Here is a 24,670-nt window from a genome sequence, read left to right as displayed (position 1 = left end):
GCCGGCAATCCCTCTTTTTATGCAAGAGATGGTATGGTTTTCAGCAGTTTATTAATTTCCTGCAAGCCCGCAATATTGTTCTCTTTACGGTAGACGTCGTTCATCGAAGCCATTTGTTCAAGTTTGGTTAACGCCCCGTAAACCTGATACGCCTCGCTATCTTTATCAAAGACATCCCGTTTATCTACATCCTGTAAATAGTTGCTTTTGAGCGACTGGCTTAACTTGCTGATAAGCAGGCTGTTATCCTGAAAATAGTTAACGACCGTTGATGATTCCGGCGCGGCCGCGGAATTATTTATAACCGGCACCTGCAGGGTATTCAACGTGTCTACTGTTTCTGGCGACGAATGACTGCTGCATCCGGCCAGGCCCAATACACCGGCAATGATAACTACTTTTAAAGTACGCATGGCGTCACTGAACCTCGTCAAAATTGATGAGGGCGACTTTAGCGATTTCTCGGGGATCAAAACCAGCGGAGTGTTGTTTATAAATAAACAACGCATAGAGGGAACAAAAACAAAAAAAGACGCTTTTCAGCGTCTTTTCTCTGGAATATTGGTACCGAGGATGGGACTCGAACCCACAAGCCCGTTAGGGCACTACCACCTCAAGGTAGCGTGTCTACCAATTCCACCACCTCGGTACAGAATACTTAGTGCGGGATATCGCTGGCCGGCTGAGCCGGTGCGGTTGGCTGAGTCTGCTCAGACTTCGGCGCACTCAGATTATCCCACTCGCTTCCTTTATTGGTCTTGTTGCTGTTGATATTACCCAGCGCCAGACTGATGATGAAGAACAGCGCGGCCAGAATGCCGGTCATACGGGTCATGAAGTTACCAGAACCGCTAGAACCAAACAACGTGCCGGAAGCGCCTGCTCCGAAGGAGGCTCCCATGTCAGCGCCTTTACCTTGCTGCAGCATGATCAGGCCAACAAGGGCAATCGCTACAATAAGGAAAATTACTAAAAGAGCTTCGTACATAATCAACCTGTTCCTTGCGGATTCGCCGCATACCAAGTGCTTCACCAATAAAGCGGGACGTTTTAATATTTCCCACTGAAGCGGGTGTGAATACTAACCAAAGCGAATAACCTTCGCAAGGGCAATTTTGGCGTATTGTATCAACTGCGGAAAAAAACAGCAAAAAGCGTTTTTATATGCTTAAAAAGGCAGCAAGAGCCGCCTTTTTAATCACTTAGCTGCGATAGTTATACGCTTTTAACCGCATCGGCGATACGGTGGGCAAATTCCTTCACCTGCGCTTCATGCTCGCCTTCAACCATCACGCGGATCAGCGGTTCAGTACCGGATTTACGCAGCAGCACGCGCCCACGATTCCCCAGCGCAGCTTCTACTTCGGCAGTGACCGCTTTTACGCTGTCATGTTCCAGCGGGTTGCCGCTGCCTTCGGTAAAGCGTACGTTGACCAGAATCTGCGGGAACATTTTCATACCGCTGCACAGATCGTGCAGGCTCATATGATTACGCACCATCGCCGCCACCACCTGCAGGCTGGCGACAATGCCATCGCCGGTGGTGGTTTTGTCGAGCAGAATCACGTGACCGGAGTTTTCCGCGCCGATACGCCAGCCTTTTTCCTGAAGTTTTTCCAGCACGTAACGGTCACCCACTTTCGCGCGGGTAAACGGAATGCCAAGCTGCTTCAGCGCCAGCTCAAGCCCCATGTTGCTCATCAGCGTGCCGACTGCGCCGCCGCGCAGCTGGCCCTGGCGCAGGCCTTCACGGGCGATAATATAGAGGATCTGATCGCCATCGACTTTGTTGCCTTCATGGTCAACCATAATGACGCGATCGCCATCACCGTCATAGGCAATACCCAGATCGGCTTTTTCCGCCAGCACGCGAGCCTGCAGCGCGCGTACGTCGGTTGCGCCGACCTCTTCGTTAATGTTCAGCCCATCAGGTTCACAGCCCATCGCGATAACCTGCGCGCCCAATTCGCGGAATACATTTGGCGCAATGTGGTAAGTCGCGCCGTGGGCGCAATCCACCACCACCTTCAGCGAGCCGAGGCTCAGCTCATTCGGGAAGGTGCCTTTGCAAAACTCAATATAGCGGCCGGCGGCGTCGACGATACGGCTGGCTTTCCCAAGCTCAGCGGAATCAACGCAGGTCAGCTCTTTTTCCATCTCTGCTTCAATCGCTTCTTCGACGTCATCCGGAAGCTTAGTGCCTTCGATAGAGAAGAATTTAATACCGTTGTCATAGAAAGGGTTATGAGAGGCAGAGATGACGATTCCCGCTTCAGCGCGGAAGGCGCGGGTCAGATAGGCGATTGCCGGCGTCGGCATAGGGCCGGTAAACGAAGCGGACAAGCCCGCAGCCGCCAGGCCAGCTTCCAGCGCGGATTCCAGCATATAGCCAGAAATTCGCGTGTCTTTACCGATAATAATTTTACGTGAGCCATGGCGCGCCAGCACTTTACCTGCCGCCCAACCCAGCTTCAGCACGAACTCAGGCGTAATAGGTGCGTCGCCAACGCGGCCACGAATACCATCGGTGCCAAAATATTTGCGGTTACTCATAACGTTTATTTTCCTTAGCGGCCAGGGTGGCTTCCACCACGCGCAGCGCTTCTACCGTTTCTTTGACATCATGGACGCGAATTATCTGCGCGCCCTGCATTGCAGCAATGACTGCGCAGGACAAGCTGCCGCTCAGCCGTTCCGACGGCCCCACGTTCAACAGCTGACCCACCATCGACTTACGCGACATCCCCACCAGCAGCGGGAGGCCAAAATGATGGAACTCCCCAAGTCGGGCAAGCAGTTCATAGTTATGGGAAAGATTTTTACCGAATCCGAATCCCGGGTCGAGCAACAATTTTTCTTTTGCGATCCCCGCCTGTTCGCAGCGCACAATGTGTTCAGCAAAAAAACGGTCAACCTCGGCAAAAACATCTTCGTACTTCGGCGCTTCCTGCATCGTTTTCGGCTGCCCCTGCATATGCATCAGGCACACCGGTAGCCCGGTTTGCGCGGCGGCCTGCAGGGCGCCGGGCTCGGTTAATGAGCGAATATCGTTAATGATATGCGCGCCAGCGCGCGCGGATTCGCGGATTACCTCGGCTTTCGAGGTATCAACCGAGATCCAAACTTCAAAACGCTGTGCAATCGCTTCTACCACCGGGATCACCCGCGCCAGCTCTTCCTCGACGCTGACATCCGCCGCCCCAGGACGGGTTGATTCACCACCGATATCAATAATAGTCGCCCCGGCGTTAATCATCAGATTGGCGTGCTTAACCGCCTCTATCAACGAATTATGACTGCCGCCATCGGAGAAGGAATCTGGCGTGACGTTAAGGATCCCCATCACATGCGGATGGGAGAGATCGAGCGTTGACCCCTGGGCGTGTAATTGCATGTTTTCTTTCCGCTATGGTTTTGTACAGTTGTAGTACGGACAGGGCTCGGCCCGCACCATCTTAGAGATTCTGGCGGTGACATCATTCAATTCCTCAACAGGATAATGAAGCCCCGGCGTTTAAATATTCAAAAAATGAATATTATCAGACAGACGGCGCATCCGCGCGTGTTGAAGCCGCCACCATCCCGAAAACATTTTACGCGATGGACGATAGCACGCCATCGTCATAGCTATGTTCCGAAAGAGGATCTCATAGCCAACCGCTGCAAACGGACGCATAAAAACAAAAGGGCCGCAGCGGATTAGGCTGCGGCCCTTATTAGTCAGAGCGCTTTAGCAAAGCGTGGAGACTTATTTGTCGCCCAGCTGTTCCGACATGGTATTGCCCGGGTTAGGCGTACGCGGCTCATCAACCGGACGCGGCGCCGTCGGGGTGCCATTGTTGCCTGAGTTGTTAGAAGAACCTGGTTCTTCCCAACCCGCCGGCGGACGAACATCGCGACGAGCCATCAGGTCGTCAATCTGCGGCGCATCGATGGTCTCATATTTCATGAGCGCATCTTTCATCGCGTGCAGAATATCCATGTTGTCGTTCAGCAGTTGGCGAGCACGACCGTAGTTACGCTCAATCAGTGATTTCACTTCCTGGTCGATAATACGCGCAGTTTCATCAGACATATGCTTCGCTTTCGCGACGCTACGGCCGAGGAACACTTCGCCCTCTTCTTCGGCATACAGCAGCGGGCCGAGTTTGTCGGAGAAGCCCCACTGGGTGACCATGTTACGCGCCAGGTTAGTCGCAACTTTAATATCGTTGGACGCGCCGGTAGAAACATGTTCAGCACCGTAGATAATCTCTTCCGCCAGACGACCGCCGTACAGAGTGGAGATCTGACTTTCCAGTTTCTGACGGCTGGCGCTGATAGCATCGCCTTCCGGCAGGAAGAAGGTCACACCCAGCGCACGGCCGCGCGGGATAATCGTCACTTTGTGTACCGGATCGTGTTCCGGAACCAGACGACCGATAATCGCGTGGCCCGCTTCGTGGTACGCGGTCGATTCTTTCTGCGCTTCCGTCATCACCATGGAGCGACGTTCCGCACCCATCATGATTTTGTCTTTCGCTTTTTCGAACTCAACCATCGAAACGACGCGTTTGTTACCACGGGCAGCAAACAGGGCAGCTTCGTTCACCAGGTTCGCGAGGTCAGCACCGGAGAAGCCAGGAGTACCACGGGCAATGATTGCCGCATCGATATCCGGCGCCAGCGGTACGCGACGCATATGAACTTTCAGGATCTGCTCACGACCACGAACATCCGGCAGACCAACGACAACCTGACGGTCGAAGCGGCCTGGACGCAGCAATGCCGGGTCCAGAACGTCCGGACGGTTAGTCGCGGCGATAACGATGATACCTTCGTTACCTTCGAAACCATCCATCTCAACCAGCATCTGGTTCAGGGTCTGCTCACGCTCATCGTGACCGCCGCCAAGACCGGCGCCACGCTGGCGACCGACGGCGTCGATTTCATCGATAAAGATGATGCAAGGCGCTGCTTTCTTAGCTTGTTCGAACATGTCGCGTACACGAGACGCGCCGACACCGACGAACATTTCTACGAAGTCAGAACCGGAAATAGTAAAGAACGGCACTTTTGCTTCGCCGGCGATAGCTTTCGCCAGCAGCGTTTTACCGGTACCCGGAGGGCCGACCATCAGGACGCCTTTCGGGATTTTACCGCCCAGCTTCTGGAAACGGCTCGGTTCGCGCAGATATTCAACCAGCTCGCCCACTTCCTCTTTCGCTTCGTCGCAACCGGCAACGTCAGCAAAGGTGGTTTTGATCTGGTCTTCGGTCAGCATTCGGGCCTTGCTCTTGCCGAAGGACATCGCGCCCTTTCCGCCGCCGCCCTGCATCTGACGCATAAAGAATATCCAGACGCCGATCAGTAGCAGCATCGGGAACCAGGAAATGAAGATGGAAGCCAGCAGGCTCGGTTCTTCCGGCGGTTCGCCAACCACTTTGACGTTTTTAGTCAACAGGTTGTCGAGCAGCTTCGGATCGTTAACCGGAATGTAAGTCGTGTAACGGTTACTATCTTTCTTGGTAACGTTGATCTCACGTCCGTTGATACGCGCTTCGCGAACCTGGTCCTGATTGACCTCTTGCAGGAAGGTAGAATAATCCACCTTGCGGCCATTCGACTCGCTGGGCCCAAAGCTCTGGAATACTGACATCAGCACAACGGCAATGACCAGCCAGAGTATTAGGTTTTTCGCCATGTCACTCAAGGGATTAACCTCTTATTACAACTGTGTTAAAAACAGCGTCAGGATACTCTATATCCAGCGTCTTTCAAACTTTCGTTTGAAATCTACCGGTTATGGTTTACGCCCGGTCGCTACAATATACACTTCACGCGAACGAGCGCGGGAAGAGTCCGGCTTACGAACTTTGACCTTCGTAAACAGGGAGCGAATTTCTCTAAGATACTCATCGAAGCCTTCGCCCTGGAACACCTTCACTACAAAACTACCACCTGGCGCTAATACATCACGAGACATTTCAAGCGCCAGTTCTACCAGATACATGGCCCGGGGAATATCCACCGCCGGTGTTCCGCACATATTCGGCGCCATATCGGACATGACAACTTGTACTTTACTGTCGCCTACTCGCTCAAGTAACGCTTTCAGGACTAATTCATCACGAAAATCGCCCTGAAGGAAGTCCACACCGACGATTGGATCCATTGGTAAAAGATCGCAAGCGATGATGCGGCCGCTGTTTCCGATCTGCGTAACCGCGTACTGCGACCAGCCACCGGGAGCAGCGCCGAGATCGACTATCGTCATTCCCGGCTTAAAAATCTTGTCACTTTGCTGTATTTCATCAAGTTTAAACCAGGCACGGGAACGTAACCCCTTTTTCTGTGCCTGTTGAACATATTTATCGCTAAAGTGTTCCTGAAGCCAGCGGCTTGAGCTGGCAGAACGCTTTTTACCTGTCATTTAACATTCCCATTCGGGTTCATCGTACTTTACTGCGTAAAAATCGACGCGGTAGTTTGGCGATATATGGGAGATGGCGGTAGAATGACCCGTTTTCAATCCCAACGTAAGCAAAAAAATACGATGAATCTGAGTACTAAACAAAAACAGCACCTGAAAGGTCTGGCACATCCGCTCAAGCCGGTAGTTATGCTTGGCAATAATGGTTTGACCGAAGGGGTACTGGCCGAGATCGAACAAGCGTTAGGGCACCATGAGCTCATCAAGGTGAAGATCGCCTCAGAAGATCGCGAAACTAAAGCCTTGATCGTGGAAGCCATCGTGCGTGAAACCGGTGCCTGTAACGTACAGGTCATCGGTAAAACGCTGGTTCTGTACCGCCCAACGCCAGAGCGTAAAATCTCGCTGCCACGCTAAGAATATCCTGAATCCCGACACAACATTGTGGAAAACGAGGGATTTCTGTGGCCAGGCGAGCAAAATGCCATGCTCCTGACGTTGATAAAAGGCCGCTATGCGGCCTTTTTCCTTTCTTTACAATCTATAAACATCGTAGCGGGAAATACGCCTTACAGGTATTCAACCTTGATAATTTCGTATTCCACTTCACCACCCGGGGTACGGATAGTGACGACGTCATCCTGCTCTTTGCCGATCAGGCCGCGGGCGATCGGTGAATTCACAGAGATGAGATTCTGTTTAAAATCAGCTTCATCATCGCCCACGATGCGGTAAGTCTGCTCTTCGTCGTTATCCAGGTTCAGCACGCTGACCGTGGCGCCAAAAATCACGCGGCCATTATTCGGCATCTTAGTGATATCGATAACCTGCGCGTTCGACAGTTTTGCTTCGATATCCTTGATACGACCTTCGCAGAAGCCCTGCTGTTCGCGGGCCGCGTGGTATTCCGCGTTCTCTTTCAGATCGCCGTGCTCACGCGCTTCAGCGATAGCAGCAATAATTTCTGGACGACGTACGGACTTCAGGAAATCCAGTTCTTCGCGCAGTTTTTCTGCGCCACGTAAGGTCATCGGAATAGCTTGCATTTGTTATACCTCTTTATCATTCCTTCATGGAACGGACGGAGTCGTTCCGCCATCGGTCACGTCTTAGCCATGGCCGAAGCAAAAAGAAAACCGACCCGGGAAACACTCCCCAGGTCAGCAGCAATTTTCAATTTGATACGCATTTTACCCTGAAGTTCACTATGGGTCATCGTTTACTTTACAGGGTGATGCACCGTAGTATGACGGCTTGGTTTCAGGTTGTTAGCGCGAGATTATGCGATTTCCCAGATTTATCATCGGATTGACTGCCGGTATAGCGCTTAGCGCTCAGGCCGCGAATATTGACGAGTACATCAGCCAGCTTCCTGCCGGCGCGAACCTTGCCTTTATGGCACAGAAGGTTGGCTCCCCGACGCCGGAGATAGACTTTCACAGCCAGCAGATGGCGCTGCCTGCCAGTACCCAGAAGGTGATCACCGCGCTGGCCGCGTTGCTGCAGTTGGGGCCGGATTTCCGCTTCACCACGACGCTGGAAACCAAAGGCTCCCTTGACGGCGGTGTGCTGAAAGGCGACCTGATTGCCCGCTTCGGCGGCGATCCGACGCTAAAGCGTCAGGATATCCGCAACATGGTGGCGTCGCTGAAAAAAGCCGGCGTGCAGCGTATTGAAGGCAATGTGCTTATCGATACCTCGGTTTTCGCCAGCCACGATAAGGCTCCCGGCTGGCCATGGAACGATATGACGCAGTGCTTCAGCGCCCCGCCAGCGGCGGCGATCGTTGATCGCAACTGTTTCTCCGTCTCGCTCTATAGCGCACAGAAAGCGGGCGATTTGGCCTTCATCCGCGTGGCGTCTTACTATCCGGTCACCATGTTCAGCCAGGTGCGGACGCTGGCGCGCGGCTCTGCAGAAGCGCAGTACTGCGAGCTGGACGTTGTGCCGGGCGATCTCAACCGCTATACCCTTACCGGCTGCCTGCCGCAGCGCAGCGAGCCGCTGCCGCTGGCGTTCGCTATTCAGGATGGCGCAGGCTATGCAGGCGCGATCCTGAAAGCCGAACTCGCCGATGCGGGGATCACTTACAGCGGTACTCTTCTGCGCCAGACGCTGGTCAACGATCCGGGTACCGTGCTGGCGACGACTCAATCGGCGCCGTTGCACGATCTTCTGCGCATCATGTTGAAGAAATCCGACAACATGATTGCTGATACGGTGTTCCGTACTATCGGCCACGCGCGAATGGGCGTACCGGGAACCTGGCGCGCCGGCTCCGACGCGGTACGGCAAATCCTACGCCAGCAGGCGGGTATTGACCTCGGTAACACGATTATCGCCGATGGCTCAGGCCTGTCCCGGCACAACCTGATCGCGCCGGCAACCATGATGCAGGTATTGCAGTACATCGCTCAGCACGACAATGAACTCAACTTTATCTCGATGTTGCCGCTTGCCGGGCACGATGGTTCGCTGCAGTATCGTGCCGGTCTTCATCAGGCGGGCGTTGACGGTAAGGTTTCGGCGAAGACCGGTTCGCTGCAGGGGGTATATAACCTGGCAGGTTTCATTACCACCGCCAGCGGCCAAAAGATGGCCTTCGTACAGTACCTCTCCGGCTATGCGGTGCCGCCGGGCGACCAGCGCAACCGTCGCATACCATTGGTACGCTTCGAAAGTCGACTGTATAAAGATTTGTACCAGAACAACTAAAACAAAAGGGCCGCATTGGATGATGCGGCCCTTTTTACTCAGGATTAACGTTTGTAGATGAATTCGACGCCTTCTTCGTCGTCTTCGTCCCAGTCGTCATCCCAGTCTTCGTCATCTTCTTCCAGTTCGGCTTCTTCAAGCTGCTGACGGTGATAGTCGTCCCACATGAACTCGACTTTCTCCGGCTTCTGCTCTTCTTCCGCCTGCACGATTGGGTTTTCGATGATAAAGGTCATCACGTCCCAGCACAGCTCTTTAACGCCCTGCTGGCTGGCCGCGGAGATCAGGTAGAACTTGTCTTCCCAACCCAGCGCTTCGGCGATGGCCTTCGCTTTGGCTTCAGCCTCCGCTTTGTCCATCAGGTCAATCTTGTTGAAGACCAACCAGCGCGGTTTAGAGGCCAGCTTCTCGCTGTATTTCTCCAGTTCGCCGATGATAATGCGCGCATTCTCAACCGGATCGGAACCGTCGATAGGCTCGATGTCGATAAGGTGCAGCAGCACGCGGCAGCGCTCGAGGTGCTTAAGGAAGCGAATACCAAGGCCAGCGCCTTCCGCCGCGCCTTCAATCAGCCCCGGAATATCGGCGACCACAAAGCTCTTCTCGTTATCCATACGCACCACGCCCAGGCTCGGCACCAGGGTGGTAAATGGATAGTCGGCCACTTTCGGCTTCGCCGCGGAGACCGCGCGAATGAAGGTGGATTTACCGGCATTCGGCATCCCCAGCATCCCCACGTCTGCCAGCAGCATCAGTTCGAGCTGCAGATCGCGCTTATCGCCCGGCGTACCCATGGTTTTCTGACGCGGGGTACGGTTAACGGATGATTTGAAGCGTGTGTTGCCAAGACCGTGCCAGCCGCCTTTCGCGACCATTAAACGCTGACCGTGCTTGGTCATATCGCCCATGGTCTCGCCGGTTCCCTGGTCGATGACACGGGTCCCTACAGGCACTTTCACCGTGACATCTTTACCGCGTTTACCGGTGCAGTCGCGGCTCTGACCGTTCTGTCCGCGTTCTGCGCGGAAAGATTTTTCGAATCGATAGTCGATCAGGGTGTTGAGGTTCTCGTCAGCTTCCAGCCAAACGTCGCCGCCGTCACCGCCATCGCCGCCGTCCGGGCCGCCTCGCGGAATATATTTTTCGCGGCGGAAGCTAACGCAACCATTGCCGCCGTCACCTGCTACGACCAGGATCGTTGCTTCATCTACAAACTTCATTTTACTCTCCGTAAATCATTCGCCTGAGCGGGGCAGCGGTACAACCGCTTCTCGCTTGCGCCAGCGTCCCCAAAGACGATGGCCAATGGCGGAATACATCGCGCCCGCAACCACGACAAACGCACCGAGATAACCAATCAGGTTTAACATCGGTCTGGCGAAAACATCGGGCCAGGCCATTGATAATAAATCAGAAAACAGTAGCGTAAACAGTGGCGTTAAGGTAATTAACGCGCTGACCTGCGCCGCCTGCCAGCGCGCCATGGCTTCCGCCAGCGCCCCGTAGCCGACCAGGGTATTCAGCCCGCAAAAAATCAGGCAAGCCAGTTGCCAGTCGCTCAGTTGGGATATCACCCCCGGTTTAGCGAGTGGCAGTAACGCAATAGTACATAAAGTGTACAGCAAAAATAGTATCTGCTGTGATGCCAGGCGCCGCAATAACACCTTTTGCGCGACCCCGTAGCTTACCCACACCGTTGCCGCTGCGACACCAAAAATTACCCCCCACGTGTAGTCCGTGAGACGGGTAAAGATTTCAATCAGGCTGGTGTTGAAAAACATCACCAGCCCGCTGAGCAACATCAGCGCCCCCACAACCTGGGTACCGCGCATGCGCTCTTTCAGAATCACAACGCTTGCCACCATCATGCCGACCGGCGATAGCTGGCCGATGACCTGGGAGGCCGTTGGACTGAGATATTGCAGGGAAGAGCTGAACAGAATGAAGTTACCGAATAGGCCGCCGGTAGCAATCGCTAATAAAACCAACCAGCGCGGCTTGCGAAAAATTCGCAGCGGCGGCAGTTTGCCTTTGATGGCGAGGATCGCGCCAAGACCAATACTGGCCATCAAAAAGCGATAAAAGACCACCGTTGGCGGCTCCATCACTTCAAGAACCTGCTTCATTGCAATTGGCAGTGCTCCCCAACACATCGCGGTGGTTAGCGCCAAAAGAATGCCAATGCCGGCCTGCTGCTTCATGATGCCCGTTTTCCCTGCAGAAATTTTTCCGGGATTCTAATGTAAAAAGCCCCGCAACGTGTTGCGGGGCTTTCATCCGTCACCAGGACGCGAAAAACTTATTCAGCAACGATGCTGATGAATTTACGGTTTTTCGGGCCTTTAACTTCGAACTTGACTTTACCGTCAGTCAAAGCGAACAGAGTGTGGTCACGGCCGCAACCAACGTTGGTGCCAGCGTGGAATTTAGTACCACGTTGACGAACGATGATGCTACCTGCCAGAACTGCTTCACCGCCGAAACGTTTTACGCCCAGACGTTTAGCTTCTGAATCGCGACCGTTACGAGTCGAGCCGCCAGCCTTTTTATGTGCCATTTAAATCTACTCCCTCAAGTCTTAGGCGCTGATGCCAGTGATTTTCACATCAGTGAACCACTGACGGTGGCCTGCTTGCTTACGATAGTGTTTACGACGACGAAACTTAACGATTTTAACTTTCTCGCCACGACCGTGAGCAACAACTTCAGCTTTGATTACGCCGCCCTCAACGAAAGGAACGCCGATCTTGATTTCTTCACCGTTTGCGATCATCAGAACTTCAGCGAACTCAACAGCTTCGCCAGTTGCGATGTCCAGCTTTTCCAGGCGAACGGTCTGACCTTCGCTTACTCGGTGTTGTTTACCACCACTTTGGAAAACCGCGTACATATAAAACTCCGCTTCCGCGCACCTCTTCGTGTGATTCAGAGTGCGCTATAAATATTCACAATAGGGCGCGAATATTACGCAAAACGCGACCCTTTGACAAGAGCGATCATCGATCAACGCAGAAAAAAAACACAACTTTCACGCTAACGTTTATCTGCGCTGATTTTTCAGTACAATCATATCTTCTTTTAATTCTATCTTAATCCTTCTGTGATCCCACCTGGATTCGCGGTAACAGGACATTTGGCCCGGCTTTTGCGATGAATTTAGAAAAAATCAATGAGTTAACCGCGCAGGATATGGCGGGTGTCAATGCGGCAATCCTTGAGCAGCTCAACTCAGATGTTCAGCTTATCAATCAGTTAGGCTACTACATCGTCAGCGGAGGCGGAAAACGTATTCGTCCGATGATCGCCGTGCTTGCAGCTCGCGCGGTCGGCTATCAGGGGAATGCGCACGTCAACATCGCCGCACTGATCGAATTTATTCATACCGCGACCCTACTGCATGACGACGTCGTCGACGAGTCCGATATGCGCCGCGGCAAGGCGACGGCCAATGCCGCGTTCGGTAACGCCGCCAGCGTACTGGTGGGCGACTTTATCTACACCCGCGCCTTCCAGATGATGACCCGTCTCGGTTCGCTGAAGGTGCTGGAGGTGATGTCGGAAGCCGTAAACGTCATTGCCGAAGGCGAAGTCCTGCAGTTGATGAACGTCAACGACCCGGATATCACGGAAGAAAACTATATGCGGGTCATCTACAGTAAGACCGCCCGTCTGTTTGAAGCCGCTTCGCAGTGTTCCGGCATCCTGGCTGGTTGCAGCGCCGAAGAAGAACAGGCGCTGCAGGATTATGGCCGTTACCTCGGCACCGCGTTCCAGCTGATTGACGATCTGCTGGATTACAGTTCCGATGGCGAGCGCCTTGGCAAAAACGTCGGTGATGACCTGAACGAAGGCAAACCTACGCTGCCTCTGCTACACGCTATGCATCACGGTACCCCGGATCAGGCGGCAATGATTCGCGGCGCTATCGAGCAGGGTAACGGGCGTCATCTGCTTGACGCGGTACTTGAAACCATGGCGGCCTGCGGTTCGCTGGAGTGGACGCAGAAACGTGCGGAAGAGGAAGCCGATAAAGCTATCGCCGCACTGCAGGTTCTGCCGGATACGCCATGGCGCGATGCCCTCATCGGCCTTGCGCATATCGCCGTTCAGCGCGACCACTAATCCCCTCCTCTCTCCCGTGCTCACCGCGCGGGAGAGTTCCAATAAAATCCAATATTCTTCAAATAACGCCAGAAACCTTAATATATTCTGAATGTACAAGAACAATACGGGAACTTGTTAAAACCATATAAGAACCAGGGTATAGTATTTCGGCCGTCCGTATTGACGCGCAGACAGTTATCACCGGGAGAATTTATGGATAAGTTCATCGACTGGCATTCAGCGGATATTATTGCCGGCCTTCGCAAAAAGGGGACGTCCCTCGCAGCTGAGTCGCGACGTCACGGATTAAGCTCTTCTACGCTTGCCAACGCGCTAACCCGTCCGTGGCCTAAAGGCGAATTGATTATTGCGAACGCGCTGGGAACCGATCCGTGGGTTATCTGGCCATCGCGTTACCACGACCCCATTACCCATCAGTTCATCGACAGAACGCAGATGATGCGTCAGAAGAGACATAAGACCTAACGTGAGGGAGAGATCGATAACAGCCCCCGGACGGACGTCAGAGGGCTGCTACCGCAGCAGAATTACTCGCCTTTGACGCGTTCGATATTCGCGCCCAGAGCCTGCAGTTTATCTTCGATGCGCTCATAGCCGCGATCGATATGATAGATACGGTCGACGATGGTCGTCCCTTCCGCAATACAACCCGCCAGCACCAGGCTTGCAGATGCACGCAGGTCGGTCGCCATGACCTGTGCGCCGGACAGCTTCGCGACACCATGGCAAATCGCGGTATTACTTTCGATTTCCGCGTGCGCGCCCATACGGATCAGTTCCGGAATGTGCATAAAGCGGTTCTCGAAGATGGTTTCAGTGATAACGCCCGTTCCTTCAGCCACCAGGTTCAGCAAGGTGAACTGCGCCTGCATGTCGGTTGGGAACCCCGGGTGCGGCGCGGTACGCACGTTGACCGCTTTCGGACGGTTGCCGTGCATATCGAGGCTAATCCAGTCTTCACCGACTTCGATGTCCGCGCCAGCCTCACGCAGCTTAGCCAGTACCGCATCCAGGGTATCAGGCTGCGCATGACGGCACATAATTTTACCGCCGGAGATCGCCGCAGCGACCAGGAAGGTACCGGTTTCGATACGGTCCGGCAGCACGCGATAAACGCCGCCGCCCAGGCGCGCAACGCCCTCAATGGTGATACGGTCAGAACCCTGACCCGTAATCTTCGCGCCCAGCGCGTTAAGGAAGTTAGCGGTATCGACGATTTCCGGCTCGCGCGCGGCGTTTTCAATCACGGTCGTGCCTTCAGCCAGCGTCGCCGCGCTCATGATAGTCACGGTCGCGCCTACGCTGACCTTATCCATCACGATATGCGCGCCTTTCAGACGCCCGTTAACCGACGCCTTCACATAGCCTTCTTCCAGTTTGATTTCCGCGCCCAGCTGTTCCAGGCCGGTAATGTGCAGGTCGACCGGACGCGCGCCGATAGCGCAGCCGCCCGGCAGAGAAACCTGGCCCTGGCCGAAACGCGCCACCAGCGGCCCCAGCGCCCAGATGGAAGCGCGCATGGTTTTCACTAAATCGTACGGAGCACAGAAAACATTTACCGGGCCAGCATCGATCCATACGGAACCATTGCGCTCGACCTTCGCGCCCAGCTGGCTCAGCAGCTTCATGGTGGTATCGATATCTTTCAGCTTCGGTACGTTCTGGATTTCAATCGGCTCTTCGGCTAACAGCGCGGCAAAGAGGATTGGCAGGGCAGCGTTTTTAGCGCCGGAAATGGTGACCTCGCCCTGCAGGCGAGTCGGCCCCTGAACACGGAATTTATCCATTGATTCTGTTCTCGGTTAAAAATTCATCAACGCTGTAGGGAACATCCCTACAGCTTAAAAGCCATTAAGTTTGCGATCGCGTGCCCATTCTTGCGGGGTAAACGCTTTGATCGACAGCGCATGAATGCGATTGTCGGCAATATATTCCATCAGCGGCGCGTAGATAGCCTGCTGTTTTTTTACCCGGCTCATGCCGTCAAACATCTCACCCACAGCGATAACCTGAAAGTGGCTGCCATCGCCAGAGACGTGGACTTCCTGAAGGGAGAGTGCGTTCATCAGCACGGTCTGAATTTCATGATTTTCCATGGGATCACATTTTTCTGAGTGTGAAAACAGCCCAACATCTTAGAGGAAAGTGGCGCTGTCTTAAACAAGCAAAAAGCCCCATCGAACAGATTGATGGGGCTTTCAGAATAGCTTCAGCATTAACCTACTGAAAAATTTACGGGATCATGTCCGCCGGAAGGTTGTAAAGACTAACCAGCGTTTGCAGGTTTTCGCTTTTCCCTACCACTTGCGCCGTTTTGCCCTGCCGACGTACCAGCGCGACAAAATGAACCAGCAACGCTACCCCGGCGCTATCGACCCGTGAAACGTCGCTGAGGTCGATAGTGGATACGCCGTCGGTCGCCTGCGCGCGTGCATTCCACAGCGGCAGTATAAATTCCTGATCCAGTTCGCCGCGCAACGCCAGGCGTTCACCGTCGCGGTTCCAGCTCAGTTGTTCGCTCATTATTTCTTCTGATCCAGAGTGATAGGCTGGGCAGAAATAGCTTTCAGCTGCGCGGTCAGACCATCAACACCTTTCGTGCGCAGCAGGTCGCTCCACTCGTTTTGTTTGGTGGTGATCATGCTGACGCCTTCGGCGATCATGTCATAAGCCTGCCAGTTGCCGGTCTGGGTATTTTTACGCCATTGGAAGTCCAGACGTACCGGAGGACGGCCATTCGGGTCGAGGATGGTGACGCGAATCGGCACGATGGTTGCGCTGCCCAGCGGCTGCTCAGGCGCAATTTGGTAAGTCTGGCCGTGGTACATCGCCAGCGCCTGACCGTAAGCCTGTTTCAGATACTCGCGGAAGGCGGCGAAATAGGCTTCACGCTGTGCAGGCGTCGCCTCTTTGTAGTAACGGCCCAGCACCAGCGCGCCGGCATATTTCACCTGCACGTAAGGCAGCAGTTCCTGATCGACGATATCACGCAGATAGTTCGGGTTGGCTTTGATCTTCGGCTGTTCGTTCTTCAGACGATCGAAGGTCTTCTGCGCCGCTTCGTCCATCAACTTATACGGGTTAGTTTGATCCGCGGCATGCGCGGCTGTTAGTGGAGCAATCACCAGCATGGCGACCATGAGTAAGCGTTTAAACATATCTTGTCTCTCCTGAAATTAATGCGTCATGCCGGCCTGCGGCGTAGCGTCAGTATGACCCTCAGCCGCCGCCTTATCATTGTCAGAATTCTGATTATCGCTGCCCTTGCTGTTATAGAGGAACTGGCCTATCAGATCTTCCAACACCATGGCGGACTTGGTGTCCTGAATCGTACCGCCGTCTTTAAGAATCGCGGTGCCCAGTTCCGGGTCTTCAAAACCGACGTTCAGCGCCAGGTACTGCTCCCCGAGCAAACCAGAAGTACGAATCGCCAGCGAGCTGGTATCCGGAATGTGGTTGTAGCTTTCGTCGATATCGATGGCAACGCGCGGCAGATAGGTTTTTGGATCGAGGGTGATATCCGCGACGCGACCAACCACCACACCGCCGATGCGCACCGGTGAACGCGCTTTCAGGCCGCCGATGTTATCGAAGGTCGCATAAAGACGGTAAGTCGGTTCGGTACGCAACGAGGTGACGTTCGCCGCCTTCAGACAGACAAACAGCGCCGCCAGCAGCGCCGCCAGTAAGAACACACCTACCCAGATCTCATTTTTTTTCGTTTGCATGAACTTAATTCCCAAACATCAGCGCAGTCAGCACAAAATCCAGCCCCAGAACCGCCAGCGACGAATGCACCACGGTGCGCGTCGTTGCCCGGCTAATTCCAGCGGAAGTGGGGATAGCGTCATAACCATTGAATAACGCAATCCAGGTTACCGTAACGGCAAAAACCAGACTTTTAATCAGGCAGTTAACCAGATCCATTCGCCAGTCGACGGCATTTTGCATCGCGGTCCAGAAGAACCCCGCGTCGATGCCTTTCCAGCTGACGCCAACCAGCGAACCGCCCCAGACGCCCACGGCGACGAATATGATCGTCAACAGCGGAAGCGAGATAACCCCGGCCCAGAAGCGCGGCGAAATCACCCGGCGCAGCGGATCCACCGCCATCATTTCCATGCTGGAGAGCTGCTCGGTCGCCCGCATCAGGCCAATCTCGGCGGTTAACGCCGAACCGGCTCGCCCGGCGAAAAGCAGCGCGGCTACCACCGGCCCCAGCTCGCGCAGCAGCGACAGCGCCACCAGCATACCCAGGCTGGTCTCTGCGCTATAGGTCGTTAATACCAGATAGCCCTGCAGCCCCAGTACCATACCGATGAACAGCCCCGAGACGATAATAATCAGCATCGATAACACGCCGACGTTATACAGCTGGCGCACCAGCAGCGGAGCATGTTTGCGAAATTCCGGCTTGCCCACCACGGCATTAAACAGCATTAATCCGGCGCGCCCGAAGGTCGCGGTGGTTTTGATGCCGCGGTGTCCGAGCGCTGCCAACGCATTGAATAGCATGAGTCGTTTAGCTCCCTTTGCCTAATAAATCATGGTGGTAATCGCCCGCAGGATAGCGGAACGGCACCGGGCCGTCAGCGATGCCATCAATGAACTGGCGCACGCGCGGATCGCTATTTTCACGCAGCGATTGCGCGCTGCCGTGGGCAACGATTTTCTTATCCGCCACGATGTAGGCGTAATCCGCAATGCTCAGCACTTCCGGTACGTCGTGCGATACCACAATGCAGGTCACTCCCAGGGTACTATTCAGCTCTGAGATAAGTTTAACCAATACGCCCATGGTGATGGGATCCTGTCCGACGAAAGGTTCATCAAACATGATCAGATCCGGCTCAAGGGCAATCGCCCGCGCCAACGCCGCGCGCCGCGCCATCCCGCCGGAGAGTTCCGAAGGCATCAGTTTCGCCGCGCCGCGTAGCCCAACCGCCTCCAGCTTCATCATGACGGTGGTGTGCAGTAGCGCATCCGGCAACTGAGTATGTTCGCGCAGCGGGTAAGCTACGTTATCAAACACGTTCATATCGGTGAATAGCGCGCCGGACTGAAACAGCATGCTCATGCGTTTACGCACGGTATACAGCCGCGAGCGCGTCATTTGCGGCACGTTTTCGCCGTCAAACAGGATCTCGCCGCTGTCGGGCGGGATCTGGCCGCCGATCAAACGCAGCAGGGTCGTCTTGCCGATCCCCGATGGCCCCATAATGGCGGTAATCTTGCCGCGAGGCACCGATAGCGAGATATCATCGAAGATGACGCGGTCGCCCCGAGAGAAACGAATACCGCGAACCTCGACTAAATTCGCCAGAGTTTGGCTCATAAAATCATCCTTACTAAACCTTCGGGCTAAGCATGGCGCTTTCTTTCACCACAAACCCAACATTTTTACAGAATCTTACCTGCCCGGGTTAGCGAAAGCTGGCATTTGTTTTACTTTTGCCACACATAAAGTCAAAATTAAGAATTCGTTACGCTGCGTACGGACGGCCAGCGAGGCGACGATTATACCTGAAGAAAGGACTTTAGATGCTCTTAGCAACGGCTCTGTTAATAATTGGTTTACTGCTGGTAGTTTACAGCGCCGATCGTCTGGTATACGCCGCTTCAATACTGTGTCGCATGATGGGGATCCCGCCGCTCATCATCGGCATGACGGTCGTGAGCATCGGTACCAGCCTGCCGGAGATCATCGTTTCCACCGCCGCCTCCCTTCACGGGCAAACCGATCTGGCGATCGGTACGGCGTTGGGATCCAATATTACGAATATTCTATTAATTCTCGGTCTTGCCGCCCTGCTCCATCCATTTACCGTGCATTCTGATATCCTGCGCCGCGAATTGCCGCTAATGTTGCTGGTCAGTTTACTGGCGGGATTTGTGCTCTACGATGGCCAGCTCTCGCGTCTGGACGGGCTGTTTTTACTGGCGCTGGCCATACTGTGGCTGGTGTTTACCCTAAAAATAGCGCGCCTGGCGGAACGTCAGGGTAGCGATAGCCTGACCCGGGAACAGCTGGCGGAGCTACCGCGCGGCGGTTCGCTACCCGTCGCCCTGCTGTGGCTTGGGGTGGCGATGATCGTCATGCCGATGGCCACCCGTATGGTGGTGGATAATGCCACGGTGTTGGCGAACTATTTCGCCATTAGCGAACTGACGGTGGGCTTAACGGTCATTGCTATCGGCACCAGCCTGCCGGAACTGGCCACCGCTATCGCCGGCGCACGAAAAGGGGAAGACGATATCGCCATCGGGAATATCATTGGCGCCAATATCCTTAATCTCGTGCTGGTGCTCGGGCTGCCGGCGTTAATCGCCCCTGGCGCCTTCCCTGCTGAAGCTTTTACGCGCGACTACAGCGTGATGCTGCTGGTCAGCGCGATCTTCGCGCTGCTGTGCTGGCGGCGTAAACGGCAGCCGGGGCGCGTAGCGGGCGCCTTGCTGGTCGGCGGCTTTATGGTTTGGTTGGCGGTGCTGTTCTGTTCAGCGCCGTACTTCGTTGAATGAATTGGGGTAACATCATGTCGCAAATAGATTTGCCAACGGATTTTGACTTTCAACAGGCAGGACGTCAGGTTCTGGAAATTGAACGTGAAGGTCTGGCCCAGCTCGATCAGTATATTAATGAAGATTTCACCCGCGCCTGTGAGACGATTTTCCGCTGCGGCGGTAAGGTCGTAGTGATGGGTATGGGCAAATCCGGGCATATCGGGCGCAAAATGGCGGCGACCTTCGCCAGTACCGGCACCTCGGCTTTTTTTGTCCATCCCGGTGAAGCCGCTCACGGCGATTTGGGGATGGTGACGCCGCAGGATGTGGTCATCGCGTTATCTAATTCCGGTGAATCTAATGAAATCCTGGCGTTGATTCCGGTGCTTAAACGCCAGCAGGTGCCGCTTATCTGCGTCACCAGCCGTCCGGATAGCAGCATGGCGCGCGCCGCCGATATTCATCTGTGTGTGAAAGTGCCGAAAGAGGCCTGTCCACTAGGTCTGGCGCCGACCTCCAGCACCACCGCCGCGCTGGTGATGGGTGACGCCCTCGCCGTGGCGCTGCTCGAAGCGCGCGGCTTTACCGCCGAAGATTTCGCCCTGTCGCACCCCGGCGGCGCACTCGGTCGTAAGCTGCTGCTGCGGGTCAATGATATTATGCATACTGGCGACGAGATCCCCCACGTCGGCCTGCAGGCTACCCTGCGCGACGCGCTGCTGGAAATCACCCGCAAAAATCTGGGCATGACGGCCATCTGCGATGACGAGATGAATATCATCGGCATCTTCACCGATGGCGACCTGCGCCGCGTCTTCGATACCGGCGTCGATATGCGCAACGCCAGCATCGCTGAAGTCATGACCCCAGGCGGGATCCGCATTCGTCCAGGCATGCTGGCGGTAGATGCGCTCAACCTGATGCAGTCCCGCCATATCACCTGCGTGCTGGTTGCCGATGGCGACCGGCTGCTAGGTGTGGTACATATGCACGATCTGCTGCGCGCTGGCGTAGTGTAAGTAAGGATAAAATAATGAATAATGCTGATGCCCAGGTCGACACCTGCTACGGGCCGGTAAGCCAGGAATTTATCGACCGGGCGGCGAAGATCCGTTTACTGATCCTCGACGTCGACGGCGTGCTTTCCGATGGTCTTATCTATATGGGCAACAACGGCGAAGAGCTGAAAGCGTTTAACGTCCGCGATGGCTACGGGATCCGCTGCGCGCTGACTTCCGGTATTGAAGTCGCGATTATTACCGGGCGAAAAGCTAAACTGGTAGAAGACCGCTGCCAGACGTTGGGCATTACGCATCTGTATCAAGGTCAGTCCGATAAGCTGTTGGCGTTTCGTGAATTATTAAGCAAACTGGCGGTTCGTCCGGATGAAGTCGCTTATATTGGCGACGATCTGATCGACTGGCCGGTAATGGCGGAAGTCGGTTTAAGCGTCGCCGTCGCCGATGCGCATCCGCTGCTACTCCCGCGGGCGAATTACGTCACGCGAATTAACGGCGGACGCGGCGCGGTACGCGAAGTCTGCGATTTGTTACTATTGGCGCAGGGCAAGCTTGATGAGGCCAAAGGGCAATCAATATGAGTAAAACCAGACGTTGGGTTATCATCTTACTATCGCTGGTCGCGTTGATCCTGATCGGCCTAAACCTGGCAAGTACGGACGACACCGCGACCGTCGCGGTCAATCCTAACGATCCGACGTATAAAAGCGAGCATACCGATACCGTGGTGTACAGCCCGGAAGGCGCGCTGAGCTATCGTCTGATAGCCGAGCATGTCGAATACTTTTCCGAACAAGAAGTATCGTGGTTCACCAATCCGGTGATGACCACCTTTGATACCAATAAGGTTCCGACCTGGTCAATCAGAGCGGATAAAGCCAAGTTAACCAACGACCGTATGCTGTATCTTTACGGCCATGTTGAGGTCGACGCGTTGAGCCCCGACTCTCAACTGCGCAAAATTACCACCGATAACGCGCAGGTAAACCTGGTGACCCAGGATGTAACCTCTGACGATATGGTGACGTTGTACGGAACAACATTTAATTCCAGCGGCCTGAAAATGCGCGGGAACCTACGCAGCAAAAATGCCGAGCTGATTGAAAAGGTTAGAACCTCTTATGAAATTCAGAACAAACAAACTCAGCCTTAACATTGCGCTCGCAAGCGCGCTTCTGGCCGCCAGCCTGCCGGCTCTGGCAAAAACCGGCGATACCGATCAGCCGATTCACATCGAGTCCGATCAGCAGTCGTTGGATATGCAGGGCAACGTCGTGACCTTCACCGGCAACGTGGTCGTCACCCAGGGGACCATTAAAATCAATGCCGACAAAGTCGTGGTTACCCGCCCTGGCGGTGAAAAAGGCAAAGAGGTGATCGACGGTTTCGGCAATCCGGCCACCTTCTATCAGATGCAGGACAACGGCAAGCCGGTGAAAGGCCGCGCGTCGAAAATGCATTATGAACTGCAGAACGATTTCGTGGTGCTGACCGGCAACGCGCATCTGGAACAGCTGGATAGCAATATTCAGGGCGACAAAATCACCTATCTGGTGAAAGAGCAGAAAATGCAGGCCTTCAGCAACAAAGGCGGTCGCGTGACTACGGTGCTGGTACCTTCGCAGTTGCAGGACAAAAGCGGCGATCAGCAGAAGAAAGGTAAGTAATCCGTTATGGCAACATTAACTGCAAAAAATCTCGCCAAAGCCTACAAAGGCCGCCGCGTGGTGGAAGACGTCAGCCTGACCGTCAACTCCGGTGAAATCGTCGGCCTGCTGGGCCCGAACGGCGCCGGTAAGACCACCACCTTTTATATGGTGGTAGGCATCGTGCCGCGCGACGCCGGCAACATCATCATTGACGATGAAGATATCAGCCTGCTGCCGCTACATGCCCGCGCGCGCCGCGGCATCGGTTACCTGCCGCAGGAAGCCTCTATTTTCCGCCGCCTGAGCGTCTACGATAATCTGATGGCGGTGCTACAGATCCGCGACGATCTCAGCAGCGAGCAGCGTGAAGATCGCGCTAAAGAGCTGATGGAAGAGTTCCACATTGAACACCTGCGCGATAGCCTGGGCCAGGCGCTCTCCGGCGGTGAACGCCGCCGCGTCGAAATCGCCCGCGCGCTGGCGGCGAACCCGAAATTCATCCTGCTGGATGAACCGTTCGCCGGGGTTGACCCTATCTCGGTTATCGATATTAAACGCATCATCGAACACCTGCGCGACAGCGGGCTGGGCGTACTCATTACTGACCATAACGTCAGGGAGACGCTGGCGGTCTGTGAACGAGCTTATATCGTGAGCCAGGGCCATCTCATCGCCCACGGCACCCCGCAGCAAATCCTTGAAGACGAGCAGGTTAAACGCGTGTACCTTGGGGAAGACTTCAGACTCTGATAGGGTAGAGGTTATAGACGTTTTAGCCGGAGATATTGACCCTGAACATGAAGCAAGGTTTGCAATTAAGGCTAAGCCAACAGCTTGCCATGACGCCCCAACTGCAGCAGGCCATCCGCTTGTTGCAGCTGTCCACGTTAGAACTCCAGCAAGAACTCCAGCAGGCGCTGGAGAGTAACCCGTTGCTTGAGCAAACCGATCTTCACGAAGAGGTTGAAACCACAGAAGCCGAGGACCGCGAGTCTCTGGATACCGTCGACGCGCTCGAACAAAAAGAGATGCCGGACGAGCTCCCGCTGGACGCCAGTTGGGATGAAATCTACACCGCCGGCACGCCGTCGGGTAATGGCGTCGACTACCAGGACGATGAACTGCCGATCTATCAGGGTGAGACCACCCAAAGCCTGCAGGATTATCTGATGTGGCAGGTCGAGCTCACGCCATTCACCGATACCGACCGCGCGATAGCCACCTCCATCGTCGATGCCGTTGACGATACCGGCTACCTCACTATTTCCATTCAGGACATTGTCGACAGTATCGAAGATGATGAAATTGGTCTTGAGGAAGTTGAAGCGGTACTCAAGCGCGTACAGCGTTTCGATCCGGTCGGCGTCGCCGCCAGGGATCTCCGTGACTGCCTGCTGATCCAGCTTTCACAATTTGCCAAAGAAACGCCGTGGCTGGAAGAAGCCAGGTTGATTATCAGCGAGCATCTTGATCTCCTGGCCAACCACGATTTCCGTAGCCTGATGCGCGTCACTCGCTTGAAAGAAGACGTTCTGAAAGAGGCGGTTTGCCTGATCCAGTCGCTGGATCCGCGCCCGGGTCAGTCCATTCAAACCAGCGAGCCGGAATACGTGATCCCGGATGTACTGGTGCGCAAGGTTAACGGCCGCTGGGTCGTCGAGCTCAATTCCGACAGCATTCCGCGGCTGAAGATTAATCAGCAATACGCGGCGATGGGCAATAATGCGCGCAACGACGCCGACAGCCAGTTTATCCGCAGCAACCTGCAAGAAGCCCGCTGGCTGATTAAGAGCCTTGAGAGCCGTAACGATACCCTGCTGCGCGTCAGCCGCTGCATCGTCGAACAGCAGCAGGCCTTCTTTGAGCAGGGTGAAGAATTTATGAAACCGATGGTGCTGGCGGATATCGCCCAGGCCGTCGAGATGCATGAATCAACCATTTCACGCGTTACCACGCAAAAATATCTGCACAGTCCACGCGGTATTTTTGAGTTGAAGTATTTCTTCTCCAGCCACGTCAATACCGAAGGCGGCGGCGAAGCCTCGTCTACCGCCATTCGTGCGCTGGTGAAGAAGTTAATCGCCGCGGAGAACCCCGCGAAGCCGTTGAGCGACAGCAAGCTCACCACCATGCTCTCCGATCAGGGTATTATGGTGGCGCGGCGCACTGTTGCTAAGTACCGAGAGTCTTTATCCATTCCGCCGTCAAACCAGCGCAAACAACTGGTCTGACACAACCGATAAGGAAGA

General features: G+C 54.7%; 29 protein-coding genes and 1 tRNA gene. 11 read left to right on the top strand and 19 right to left on the bottom strand.

Annotated features, from left to right (window positions below; translation table 11 throughout):
* Positions 1 to 17: 17 nt before the first annotated feature.
* The 7 genes from ABLU86_RS22250 to rlmE all read right to left on the bottom strand — a co-directional run bounded on the left by ABLU86_RS22250 (position 18) and on the right by rlmE (position 6,412).
* Positions 18 to 413, bottom strand: a complete 396-nt coding sequence (locus ABLU86_RS22250) for a hypothetical protein (protein WP_015369518.1) — start codon at positions 411 to 413, stop codon at positions 18 to 20.
* Between the two features lie 149 nt (positions 414 to 562).
* Positions 563 to 649 (bottom strand) — tRNA-Leu (locus ABLU86_RS22245).
* 9 nt (positions 650 to 658) lie between these two features.
* Positions 659 to 988: a preprotein translocase subunit SecG gene (gene secG, locus ABLU86_RS22240; RefSeq protein WP_015369517.1), complete on the bottom strand. Its 330-nt coding sequence runs from the start codon at positions 986 to 988 to the stop codon at positions 659 to 661.
* 227 nt (positions 989 to 1,215) lie between these two features.
* Entirely contained in the window at positions 1,216 to 2,553 is a 1,338-nt protein-coding gene (gene glmM / locus ABLU86_RS22235; RefSeq protein ID WP_015369516.1) for a phosphoglucosamine mutase, read from the bottom strand.
* Positions 2,546 to 3,394 (bottom strand): dihydropteroate synthase, encoded by an 849-nt coding sequence (gene folP, locus ABLU86_RS22230; RefSeq protein ID WP_032709247.1) that lies wholly within the window; start codon positions 3,392 to 3,394, stop codon positions 2,546 to 2,548. The genes glmM and folP overlap by 8 nt, the downstream gene beginning before the upstream one ends.
* Positions 3,395 to 3,748: 354 nt before the next feature.
* Complete coding sequence (gene ftsH, locus ABLU86_RS22225) at positions 3,749 to 5,683, bottom strand: ATP-dependent zinc metalloprotease FtsH (RefSeq protein WP_015369514.1); 1,935 nt, start codon at positions 5,681 to 5,683, stop codon at positions 3,749 to 3,751.
* A gap of 99 nt (positions 5,684 to 5,782) precedes the next feature.
* On the bottom strand, positions 5,783 to 6,412 hold the full coding sequence (gene rlmE, locus ABLU86_RS22220) for a 23S rRNA (uridine(2552)-2'-O)-methyltransferase RlmE (protein WP_008806638.1): 630 nt from the start codon (positions 6,410 to 6,412) through the stop codon (positions 5,783 to 5,785).
* Between the two features lie 123 nt (positions 6,413 to 6,535).
* On the opposite strand from rlmE, the gene yhbY reads away from it, so the two are divergent.
* Positions 6,536 to 6,829: a ribosome assembly RNA-binding protein YhbY gene (gene yhbY, locus ABLU86_RS22215; RefSeq protein ID WP_002918374.1), complete on the top strand. Its 294-nt coding sequence runs from the start codon at positions 6,536 to 6,538 to the stop codon at positions 6,827 to 6,829.
* 152 nt (positions 6,830 to 6,981) lie between these two features.
* Here the strand turns inward: yhbY and greA are convergent, their stop codons facing one another.
* Entirely contained in the window at positions 6,982 to 7,458 is a 477-nt protein-coding gene (greA, locus tag ABLU86_RS22210) for a transcription elongation factor GreA (protein ID WP_015369513.1), read from the bottom strand.
* 235 nt (positions 7,459 to 7,693) lie between these two features.
* On the opposite strand from greA, the gene dacB reads away from it, so the two are divergent.
* Positions 7,694 to 9,127 carry a serine-type D-Ala-D-Ala carboxypeptidase gene (gene dacB / locus ABLU86_RS22205; RefSeq protein ID WP_047080084.1) on the top strand — a complete coding sequence of 478 codons (1,434 nt, stop codon included), beginning with the start codon at positions 7,694 to 7,696 and terminating at the stop codon, positions 9,125 to 9,127.
* 44 nt (positions 9,128 to 9,171) lie between these two features.
* On the opposite strand, the gene cgtA is transcribed toward dacB, so the two are convergent.
* The 4 genes from cgtA to rplU form a co-directional block, all read right to left on the bottom strand.
* The gene (cgtA, locus tag ABLU86_RS22200) at positions 9,172 to 10,347 is read right to left on the bottom strand and encodes an Obg family GTPase CgtA (RefSeq protein WP_015369510.1); all 1,176 of its coding nucleotides are present in this window, start codon (positions 10,345 to 10,347) and stop codon (positions 9,172 to 9,174) included.
* 15 nt (positions 10,348 to 10,362) lie between these two features.
* Positions 10,363 to 11,328, bottom strand: coding sequence for a DMT family transporter (locus ABLU86_RS22195; protein ID WP_015369509.1), 966 nt, complete (start codon positions 11,326 to 11,328; stop codon positions 10,363 to 10,365).
* A 98-nt stretch (positions 11,329 to 11,426) separates the two neighbouring features.
* Positions 11,427 to 11,684, bottom strand: a complete 258-nt coding sequence (rpmA, locus tag ABLU86_RS22190) for a 50S ribosomal protein L27 (RefSeq protein ID WP_002434222.1) — start codon at positions 11,682 to 11,684, stop codon at positions 11,427 to 11,429.
* 21 nt (positions 11,685 to 11,705) lie between these two features.
* Positions 11,706 to 12,017: a 50S ribosomal protein L21 gene (gene rplU, locus ABLU86_RS22185; RefSeq protein ID WP_015703604.1), complete on the bottom strand. Its 312-nt coding sequence runs from the start codon at positions 12,015 to 12,017 to the stop codon at positions 11,706 to 11,708.
* A gap of 260 nt (positions 12,018 to 12,277) precedes the next feature.
* On the opposite strand from rplU, the gene ispB reads away from it, so the two are divergent.
* Together ispB and sfsB are read left to right on the top strand one after the other, a co-directional pair.
* Complete coding sequence (gene ispB / locus ABLU86_RS22180; RefSeq protein ID WP_015369507.1) at positions 12,278 to 13,249, top strand: octaprenyl diphosphate synthase; 972 nt, start codon at positions 12,278 to 12,280, stop codon at positions 13,247 to 13,249.
* A gap of 195 nt (positions 13,250 to 13,444) precedes the next feature.
* Positions 13,445 to 13,717 carry a DNA-binding transcriptional regulator SfsB gene (gene sfsB / locus ABLU86_RS22175; RefSeq protein WP_015703605.1) on the top strand — a complete coding sequence of 91 codons (273 nt, stop codon included), beginning with the start codon at positions 13,445 to 13,447 and terminating at the stop codon, positions 13,715 to 13,717.
* Between the two features lie 62 nt (positions 13,718 to 13,779).
* Here sfsB and murA read toward each other — a convergent pair whose 3' ends face one another.
* The 7 genes from murA to mlaF form a co-directional block, all read right to left on the bottom strand.
* A complete protein-coding gene (gene murA / locus ABLU86_RS22170) occupies positions 13,780 to 15,039 on the bottom strand; it encodes a UDP-N-acetylglucosamine 1-carboxyvinyltransferase (protein ID WP_015369505.1) in 1,260 nt (419 codons plus the stop codon).
* A gap of 54 nt (positions 15,040 to 15,093) precedes the next feature.
* A complete protein-coding gene (gene ibaG, locus ABLU86_RS22165; RefSeq protein ID WP_015369504.1) occupies positions 15,094 to 15,348 on the bottom strand; it encodes a BolA family iron metabolism protein IbaG in 255 nt (84 codons plus the stop codon).
* Between the two features lie 136 nt (positions 15,349 to 15,484).
* On the bottom strand, positions 15,485 to 15,775 hold the full coding sequence (gene mlaB / locus ABLU86_RS22160) for a lipid asymmetry maintenance protein MlaB (protein WP_015369503.1): 291 nt from the start codon (positions 15,773 to 15,775) through the stop codon (positions 15,485 to 15,487).
* Positions 15,775 to 16,410: a phospholipid-binding protein MlaC gene (gene mlaC / locus ABLU86_RS22155; protein ID WP_015369502.1), complete on the bottom strand. Its 636-nt coding sequence runs from the start codon at positions 16,408 to 16,410 to the stop codon at positions 15,775 to 15,777. The genes mlaB and mlaC overlap by 1 nt, the downstream gene beginning before the upstream one ends.
* Positions 16,411 to 16,428: 18 nt before the next feature.
* Positions 16,429 to 16,980, bottom strand: a complete 552-nt coding sequence (gene mlaD / locus ABLU86_RS22150; protein ID WP_015369501.1) for an outer membrane lipid asymmetry maintenance protein MlaD — start codon at positions 16,978 to 16,980, stop codon at positions 16,429 to 16,431.
* Between the two features lie 4 nt (positions 16,981 to 16,984).
* On the bottom strand, positions 16,985 to 17,767 hold the full coding sequence (mlaE, locus tag ABLU86_RS22145) for a lipid asymmetry maintenance ABC transporter permease subunit MlaE (protein ID WP_015369500.1): 783 nt from the start codon (positions 17,765 to 17,767) through the stop codon (positions 16,985 to 16,987).
* Positions 17,768 to 17,774: 7 nt separating this feature from the next.
* The gene (gene mlaF, locus ABLU86_RS22140; protein WP_015369499.1) at positions 17,775 to 18,587 is read right to left on the bottom strand and encodes a phospholipid ABC transporter ATP-binding protein MlaF; all 813 of its coding nucleotides are present in this window, start codon (positions 18,585 to 18,587) and stop codon (positions 17,775 to 17,777) included.
* Positions 18,588 to 18,793: 206 nt separating this feature from the next.
* Here mlaF and ABLU86_RS22135 point away from each other — a divergent pair, with 206 nt between their 5' ends.
* The 7 genes from ABLU86_RS22135 to rpoN are packed head-to-tail and all read left to right on the top strand — an operon-like array spanning position 18,794 to position 24,652.
* Complete coding sequence (locus ABLU86_RS22135) at positions 18,794 to 19,771, top strand: calcium/sodium antiporter (RefSeq protein WP_015369498.1); 978 nt, start codon at positions 18,794 to 18,796, stop codon at positions 19,769 to 19,771.
* Between the two features lie 14 nt (positions 19,772 to 19,785).
* A complete protein-coding gene (kdsD, locus tag ABLU86_RS22130; RefSeq protein WP_015369497.1) occupies positions 19,786 to 20,772 on the top strand; it encodes an arabinose-5-phosphate isomerase KdsD in 987 nt (328 codons plus the stop codon).
* Positions 20,773 to 20,786: 14 nt separating this feature from the next.
* Entirely contained in the window at positions 20,787 to 21,353 is a 567-nt protein-coding gene (kdsC, locus tag ABLU86_RS22125; RefSeq protein WP_015369496.1) for a 3-deoxy-manno-octulosonate-8-phosphatase KdsC, read from the top strand.
* Complete coding sequence (lptC, locus tag ABLU86_RS22120; RefSeq protein WP_015369495.1) at positions 21,350 to 21,925, top strand: LPS export ABC transporter periplasmic protein LptC; 576 nt, start codon at positions 21,350 to 21,352, stop codon at positions 21,923 to 21,925. The genes kdsC and lptC overlap by 4 nt, the downstream gene beginning before the upstream one ends.
* Positions 21,894 to 22,439: a lipopolysaccharide ABC transporter substrate-binding protein LptA gene (gene lptA, locus ABLU86_RS22115; RefSeq protein WP_015369494.1), complete on the top strand. Its 546-nt coding sequence runs from the start codon at positions 21,894 to 21,896 to the stop codon at positions 22,437 to 22,439. Before lptC ends, lptA begins: the two co-directional genes overlap by 32 nt.
* Before the next feature lie 6 nt (positions 22,440 to 22,445).
* Positions 22,446 to 23,171 (top strand): LPS export ABC transporter ATP-binding protein, encoded by a 726-nt coding sequence (gene lptB, locus ABLU86_RS22110; protein WP_004206203.1) that lies wholly within the window; start codon positions 22,446 to 22,448, stop codon positions 23,169 to 23,171.
* A gap of 47 nt (positions 23,172 to 23,218) precedes the next feature.
* Positions 23,219 to 24,652, top strand: a complete 1,434-nt coding sequence (rpoN, locus tag ABLU86_RS22105) for an RNA polymerase factor sigma-54 (RefSeq protein WP_015703606.1) — start codon at positions 23,219 to 23,221, stop codon at positions 24,650 to 24,652.
* The last annotated feature ends 18 nt before the right edge of the window (positions 24,653 to 24,670 follow it).

This window comes from Klebsiella sp. JN_Kp121, from assembly GCF_040062145.1.
Lineage (GTDB): Bacteria > Pseudomonadota > Gammaproteobacteria > Enterobacterales > Enterobacteriaceae > Klebsiella > Klebsiella aerogenes.
The sequence above is the reverse complement of the archived record's forward strand: the minus strand, read 5'-3'. Positions and strand labels throughout refer to the sequence as shown.